The 6,069-nt window shown below is 53.9% G+C and carries 7 protein-coding genes; 6 read left to right on the top strand and 1 reads right to left on the bottom strand.

What is annotated here, in order from left to right; all coding sequences use genetic code 11:
- Positions 1 to 165: 165 nt before the first annotated feature.
- Entirely contained in the window at positions 166 to 1,284 is a 1,119-nt protein-coding gene (locus BLV85_RS06535; protein ID WP_090413477.1) for an alkaline phosphatase PhoX, read from the top strand.
- Positions 1,285 to 1,342: 58 nt separating this feature from the next.
- Here the strand turns inward: BLV85_RS06535 and BLV85_RS06530 are convergent, their stop codons facing one another.
- On the bottom strand, positions 1,343 to 2,077 hold the full coding sequence (locus BLV85_RS06530; protein ID WP_090413468.1) for an RNA methyltransferase: 735 nt from the start codon (positions 2,075 to 2,077) through the stop codon (positions 1,343 to 1,345).
- A gap of 49 nt (positions 2,078 to 2,126) precedes the next feature.
- Here BLV85_RS06530 and BLV85_RS06525 point away from each other — a divergent pair, with 49 nt between their 5' ends.
- From BLV85_RS06525 to lysA, 5 genes are all read left to right on the top strand, one after another.
- Positions 2,127 to 2,963 carry an inositol monophosphatase family protein gene (locus tag BLV85_RS06525; RefSeq protein WP_090413466.1) on the top strand — a complete coding sequence of 279 codons (837 nt, stop codon included), beginning with the start codon at positions 2,127 to 2,129 and terminating at the stop codon, positions 2,961 to 2,963.
- Between the two features lie 36 nt (positions 2,964 to 2,999).
- Complete coding sequence (locus BLV85_RS06520) at positions 3,000 to 3,902, top strand: MlaD family protein (RefSeq protein ID WP_090413465.1); 903 nt, start codon at positions 3,000 to 3,002, stop codon at positions 3,900 to 3,902.
- Positions 3,903 to 3,904: 2 nt separating this feature from the next.
- Positions 3,905 to 4,561, top strand: a complete 657-nt coding sequence (locus tag BLV85_RS06515) for an ABC-type transport auxiliary lipoprotein family protein (RefSeq protein WP_090413463.1) — start codon at positions 3,905 to 3,907, stop codon at positions 4,559 to 4,561.
- Positions 4,562 to 4,646: 85 nt separating this feature from the next.
- Positions 4,647 to 4,808 (top strand): LPS translocon maturation chaperone LptM, encoded by a 162-nt coding sequence (gene lptM / locus BLV85_RS15935; protein WP_425433788.1) that lies wholly within the window; start codon positions 4,647 to 4,649, stop codon positions 4,806 to 4,808.
- On the top strand, positions 4,805 to 6,058 hold the full coding sequence (gene lysA, locus BLV85_RS06510) for a diaminopimelate decarboxylase (RefSeq protein ID WP_090413461.1): 1,254 nt from the start codon (positions 4,805 to 4,807) through the stop codon (positions 6,056 to 6,058). Before lptM ends, lysA begins: the two co-directional genes overlap by 4 nt.
- The last annotated feature ends 11 nt before the right edge of the window (positions 6,059 to 6,069 follow it).

Raw genomic sequence — 6,069 nt, 5'->3', positions numbered from 1 at the left:
TTCTGCTTCCGAGGCGCTTTCCCTGCTCTTCGCTGGGAAACTGCCTGATTTTATGTTGCAGAATGACTGAGAGAAAGAATACGCTGAATAGTTACGAATGATCTTCACTTTAATTCAGGTCGCCGCAGATTGCTTGAACTGGGAGCGGCGGGCTTGGGGGGCTTGATGATTGCCCCCTTTCTGTTTCCAATCAGCGGCCAGGCAGCGCCAAACAGATTGGCCGCTATCGGTCCGCTTCAAGCGCCGGATGCCAACGGGGTCCGTCTGCCTGCCGGCTTCGCTTCACGCATTATTGCCAGATCTGGCGATGACCTGTTTGGCTATCGCTGGCATGCCGCACCGGATGGGGGCGCGGCCTTTGCCTCGCAGAACGGCGGCTGGGTTTATGTCTCCAACAGCGAAATGAAAAACAAGACTGGCGGTGCCGGTGCCCTGCATTTCGACCATACAGGCCAACTGATTGACGCCTATCCGATTCTGAGTCATACCACACTCAATTGCGCCGGCGGCGCCACGCCTTGGCGAACATGGCTGTCCTGTGAAGAAACGAAACGTGGCCATGTCTGGGAATGCGATCCATTCGGCACACAACCCGCCATCATCCGCACAGCACTGGGAAGATTCAAGCATGAGGCTGTCGCGGTTGATACCGACAGCATGCAGCTTTATCTGACCGAAGATGAGCCGGATGGCTGCCTGTACCGCTATACCGCCAACAAATTTGACGCCAGCGGCACACCGGTCCTGGATGATGGATATCTTGAAGTGATGCAGGCACTGGCCGGCAGTCACGGAAAGAGGGTTCAGTGGCAACGGTTACCCGATCCGGCCGCCATCCTGCAGGCAACCCGCAAACAGGTCGCGCAGGCCATGCACTTCAACGGAGGCGAAGGTATCTGGTACCAGCATGGCGTCGTTTATTTCACGACCAAGGGCGATAACCGGGTATGGGCATACCATACGAAACATCGGCAGCTCGATATTCTTTACGATGCTGCCCGTCACGCTTCCCCTGTGCTAACCGGAGTAGACAATCTGACCGCCAACAAAACTGGCGAGCTGCTAGTAGCCGAAGATGGCGGCAATATGCAAATCGTCATTTTATCAGGCCACACGATTAAACCTCTCCTGCAGATCGTCGGCCAGAAACGCTCCGAAATCACTGGACCAGCCTTCAGTCCGGATGGCTCCAGGCTTTATTTCAGCTCACAGCGCGGCACAACCGGACGTCATGAAGATGGCATCACTTATGAAATCACAGGATTTCCCCGCCAATCGTTGTGAATTGGGTATGCGCGCTGGACAAACGCTTTGCATTGACCGCCCCATCAGTCCGGGGCGTTCAGTCCGGTTTGCGCACATCGACGGCGCTCAGCAAGCCACGTAAAATATTGACTTCCTCTTTTTCCAGGCGGGTACGTGCGAACAAGCGGCGCATGCGGCGCATGAGCCGCTTGGGTTGTTTGGGATCGAGGAATCCACTCGTGATCATGATTTGCTCCAAATGGCGGTGAAATCCTTCAACTTCATGCAAGCTGGCCAGTTCCGGCAAACGGGCAGCGGAATGCATCACCGACTCATCAAGCGCCATACGCAACTCATAAGCCATAATCTGAACGGCAGCTGCCAGGTTGAGCGACGAATAGGCGGGATTTGCCGGAATCTGCACGGTCAGTTGGCACTGACTGATCTCAGAGGCAGTGAGGCCCGCACTCTCACGGCCAAACAGCAAGGCAACCGGCTGCTGCCGTGCTTGCCGTACGAGCGCCATGGCTGCCTGTCTGGCGCTCAGAGTTGGATGCGGCAGATCGCGTGGACGAGCAGTCAAGGCTGCAGCCAGATGGGTGTCTCTGACCGCTTCATCCAGATGGGTACAAACCTGGGCAGATCCCAGTATATCGCGCGCGTTGGATGCGCGCGCATCCGCTTCGCTGTCCGGAAAACGCTTGGGATTAACCAGGTAGAGCTTACTCAAGCCCATGGTTTTCATGGCCCGGGCAGTCGCGCCGATATTGCCTGGATGGCTGGTATGGCTGAGCACAATCCGGACATTGTCGAGCGGTGAAACTGGATTCATATTAGAATAATGACCTTTTGTTTATAGATTTTAATTGGAATACTTCAACATGCACCCCATGCTTACCATCGCAGTGAAAGCTGCACGTCGTGCGGGCAGTATCATCAATCGCGCTTCCCAGAACCTGGAGCGATTGACTGTCACACGCAAGGCCCACAGCGATTTTGTCAGCGAAGTGGATGGCGCTGCAGAAGAAGCAATTATCAAAACATTGCTGGATGCTTACCCAGATCATTCGATTCTAGCAGAAGAGAGCGGCAACAGCGGAGACGCAAGCAAATCAGAGTATCAGTGGATCATCGACCCGCTGGATGGCACTACTAATTTTCTGCATGGCTTTCCCAAATACGGAGTTTCAATCGCGCTGCTGCACCGGGGCGTGCTATCACAAGCGGTGGTATATGATCCAGTGATGGACGAATTGTTCACCGCCAGCCGCGGCGGGGGCGCTTTCCTCAACGACCATCGTATCCGCGTCACTAAACGCACGCAATTGGGCGAATCGTTGATCGGCACCGGATTCCCATTTCGCGATTTCACCCATATGGAAGCCTATTTGGCCATGTTCAAGGATGTCATTCCGAGAACTGCCGGCATCCGCCGTCCAGGATCCGCAGCGCTGGACCTTGCGTATGTCGCGGCGGGCCGCTACGATGGTTTCTGGGAAATGGGGCTGGCGCCATGGGACATGGCGGCTGGCTGTCTACTGATTCTCGAGGCAGGCGGCATGGTCAGCGACTTGGAGGGCAATGAGCACTTCCTGAAAAGCGGGCAAGTGGTAGCAGGCAATCCAAAGATTTTTGTACAGCTTCTGCAAATCATCGCCCCACATCTGACCGAGCAACTCATTGCCGAAAATCGACCGACTGCCAGGCAGGTCAAGTAATTTCGCGAGATTGGCCATTTATTCAGGAGGGACATAATGGAGAACCGCGCACATGCGTTTGCAGCCGGCCTATTCGTCATCCTGCTGAGCGCTGCATTGGCCATGGCAGTAAAATGGTTTAGCAGCGAAAGTATCACCTACGATCACTATTTTGTGATCTCGGAAGGTGGATCGGTATCCGGATTGAACCCGGAGGCATCGGTTCGTTACCGTGGCGTGAATGTCGGAAAAGTCGAGGATATTTATTTCGACGTCAAAAACATGCGCAACATCATCGTGCGCATCGCCGTCAGCAATCAGGTCACGCTGCCTCAGAATGTCTATGCACAGCTTGCCAGTCAGGGCATTACGGGTTTAGCCTATATCGAGCTCAACGATGACATTCTTGAAATCGGGGTTGGCGATCTGGAACCCGGCATGCACATTCCCCTGAGATTGTCGCTCATCAAGACCCTCTCCGACTCACTGGAGGAGGTGCTGAGAAACTCGAATGAAGCGATCAAACGCATGAACAGTTTGTTGAACGAGCAGAACCAGGCCCATATCGGCGATATTCTTGGCAATCTGGCCAGAACGATCCAGCATTACGATGATTTTGTCCTGCAATTTCAGACCGATATCCAGGCGCTGCCGCAGCTCACAAACGAGAGCCTCACGACGCTCAAACACACCCAGAAAATACTGGGAGATGTCGGCCAGGCCTTACAAAAAATCAACCAACAAGGAGGCATAGCCGATCGCATCACCCACGGCTCACTGGAAATGGCGGAAACACTCACCAGCCTGAGGGAAACCAGCTCAGCCATCACACAAAGCACGCAGACCCTCAATCAGCTGCTGCATTCGCTGGAAAATCAACCGCAGAGCCTGATATTCGGCAAACCTCCGGCCCAGCCCGGACCAGGCGAAGCGGGATTCTTGCCACCCCAGTCAAATTGACAATGAAGAAATATCTTGTCGCACTGTTGCTTGCCGGGTGTACACTGACACCCAAAGCGCTGCCCCCGGTCTCGACCTATGATCTGGGACCGATGCCCCAGCCACAACCGCAAGTTTCACTGCCTCTACACCCAATCATACAGCTTGCAGAAATTTCGGCGCCAGTCTGGCTGGATACCCAAGCCATTCGCTACCGTCTGGCTTACCATGATCCGGCACAAACCTATGCCTATGCCAACAGCCGCTGGGCAGCGCCGCCAGCAAAGTTGCTGACGGAACGCATTCGGCAGCATATCGCGACATATCACGGCGAAACAGATAGTAACATCAGCGACGGTCTGCCAGCAGCCAGCTATCTGTTGAGAATCGAACTGAGCGAATTTGTACAAATATTTGAGCAGGCGCACAGCAGTCAGGTGATGATAGGATGGCGGGCCCATTTATTTGAGCGAAAGACCCAATCTATCGTGGCGCAGCGCAATTTTTCACTTGCCGGATCGACAGAAACCGCCGATGCGGCAGGCGCTGTCAAAGCTTTTATATGGCTCAGCGACCAGCTGGCCAGCGAATTGACAGAGTGGCTGGTCCGCAGCATCAGTCAGGCCCAACATTCCAACCGCTCTGATATCAGTAATCGGCGATCAGATACCGTCCTTTGATAGCCATCACTATTTTCCAATTTACGCCTGCGGACGAATAGAATCGCCATTTCTGTTGCAGGCATACCAGGCAATCAATCGTTTCATGACATATATGACTCATCCATCCTTGATATTTTCACCTATTTGCATGCGCACGCTGGCTCTTGCCGTTTTGCTGCCTTTGCTGTTGACCGCCTGCGGTCACAAAGGACCGCTGTATCTGCCCCAGGAAGATCCTGCCAAGAATGCGCAGAGGCAGTCATGAACGATAGGACTCCATTCTGCTATCGCCAGGATCAGCTTTTTGCCGAATCGGTCTCGCTGGCAGACATTGCTGCCGAATTTGGCACCCCCTGCTACGTCTACTCACGCGCGGCCATCACTTCGGCTTATCAGGCCTTTGACCATGCATTCGGTAATCACGATCATCTGATCTGCTATGCCGTTAAGGCCAACTCCAATCTCGCCATTCTCAATCTGTTGGCAGGATTGGGCAGTGGTTTCGACATCGTCTCTGGTGGAGAGCTGGAGCGAGTATTGAAGGCAGGCGGTGATCCGCAGAAAACTGTCTTTTCAGGCGTAGGCAAAACCTGCGAGGAAATTCAATCGGCACTGGCTGCAAACATCTTTTGCTTCAATGTCGAATCGGAAATGGAATTGATCGTCCTGAACGAGATCGCCGGCCGGATGGGAAAAATCGCACCGGTCAGTTTACGCATTAATCCTGATGTCGATGCCAACACACATCCTTATATCTCGACTGGCCTCAAGGAAAATAAATTTGGCATCCCAGCGACCGAAGCCGAACGGATCTATGCACTGGCCAAGCAATTGCCGCATATTCAACCCAAAGGACTGGATTGTCATATCGGCTCACAACTGACCGAAATTGCTCCATTCATCGAGGCCGCCCGCAAAATGCTCGATTTGCTGGCACGCCTGAAGACACAAGGCTTAGCTATTGATCACCTCGATCTTGGCGGGGGACTGGGGATACGCTATCAGCAAGAATCCCCCCCCACGATAACGGAATACGTCAAGGCGCTCTCCGCCACTGTTGGCGATACCCCGCTGCGGCTGCTGATCGAGCCAGGGCGCGCGCTGGTCGGTCAGGCAGGCCTGCTGTTGACGCAGGTGCAATACCTCAAGCACACCCCTGCGCGTAACTTTGCAATCGTTGATGCCGCCATGAACGATTTATTACGCCCTGCCTTGTACCATGCCTATCATGAAATATTGCCAGTCGCGAACCGACCTGGCACAAGCGCTAGCTACCAAGTTGTCGGGCCTGTTTGCGAGACGGGCGACTTCCTGGGACAAGATCGCCATCTGACACTTGAGCAAAATGATTTATTGGCTATCATGTCCGCCGGCGCCTATGGAATGAGCATGAGTTCGAATTACAATACTCGCCCCCGTGTTGCCGAAGTGATGGTAGACGGCCATACCGCTCACCTTATCAGGGCCCGTGAGCCGATTGAATATTTATATGCCCTGGAAAATTTGCTGCCCTGATATTTTCCAAT

Source organism: Nitrosomonas halophila, assembly GCF_900107165.1.
GTDB classification, from domain to species: Bacteria; Pseudomonadota; Gammaproteobacteria; order Burkholderiales; family Nitrosomonadaceae; genus Nitrosomonas; species Nitrosomonas halophila.
This window is presented reverse-complemented; position numbering and strand designations above follow the sequence as displayed.

What these genes read in the sequence shown, in the direction of transcription:
- BLV85_RS06535 (WP_090413477.1), top strand. Translation starts at nt 166, where the DNA reads ATGATTGCCCCCTTTCTGTTTCCAATCAGCGGCCAGGCAGCGCCAAAC.
- BLV85_RS06530 (WP_090413468.1), bottom strand. Translation starts at nt 2,077, where the DNA reads ATGAATCCAGTTTCACCGCTCGACAATGTCCGGATTGTGCTCAGCCAT.
- BLV85_RS06525 (WP_090413466.1), top strand. Translation starts at nt 2,127, where the DNA reads ATGCACCCCATGCTTACCATCGCAGTGAAAGCTGCACGTCGTGCGGGC.
- BLV85_RS06520 (WP_090413465.1), top strand. Translation starts at nt 3,000, where the DNA reads ATGGAGAACCGCGCACATGCGTTTGCAGCCGGCCTATTCGTCATCCTG.
- BLV85_RS06515 (WP_090413463.1), top strand. Translation starts at nt 3,905, where the DNA reads ATGAAGAAATATCTTGTCGCACTGTTGCTTGCCGGGTGTACACTGACA.
- lptM (WP_425433788.1), top strand. Translation starts at nt 4,647, where the DNA reads ATGACATATATGACTCATCCATCCTTGATATTTTCACCTATTTGCATG.
- lysA (WP_090413461.1), top strand. Translation starts at nt 4,805, where the DNA reads ATGAACGATAGGACTCCATTCTGCTATCGCCAGGATCAGCTTTTTGCC.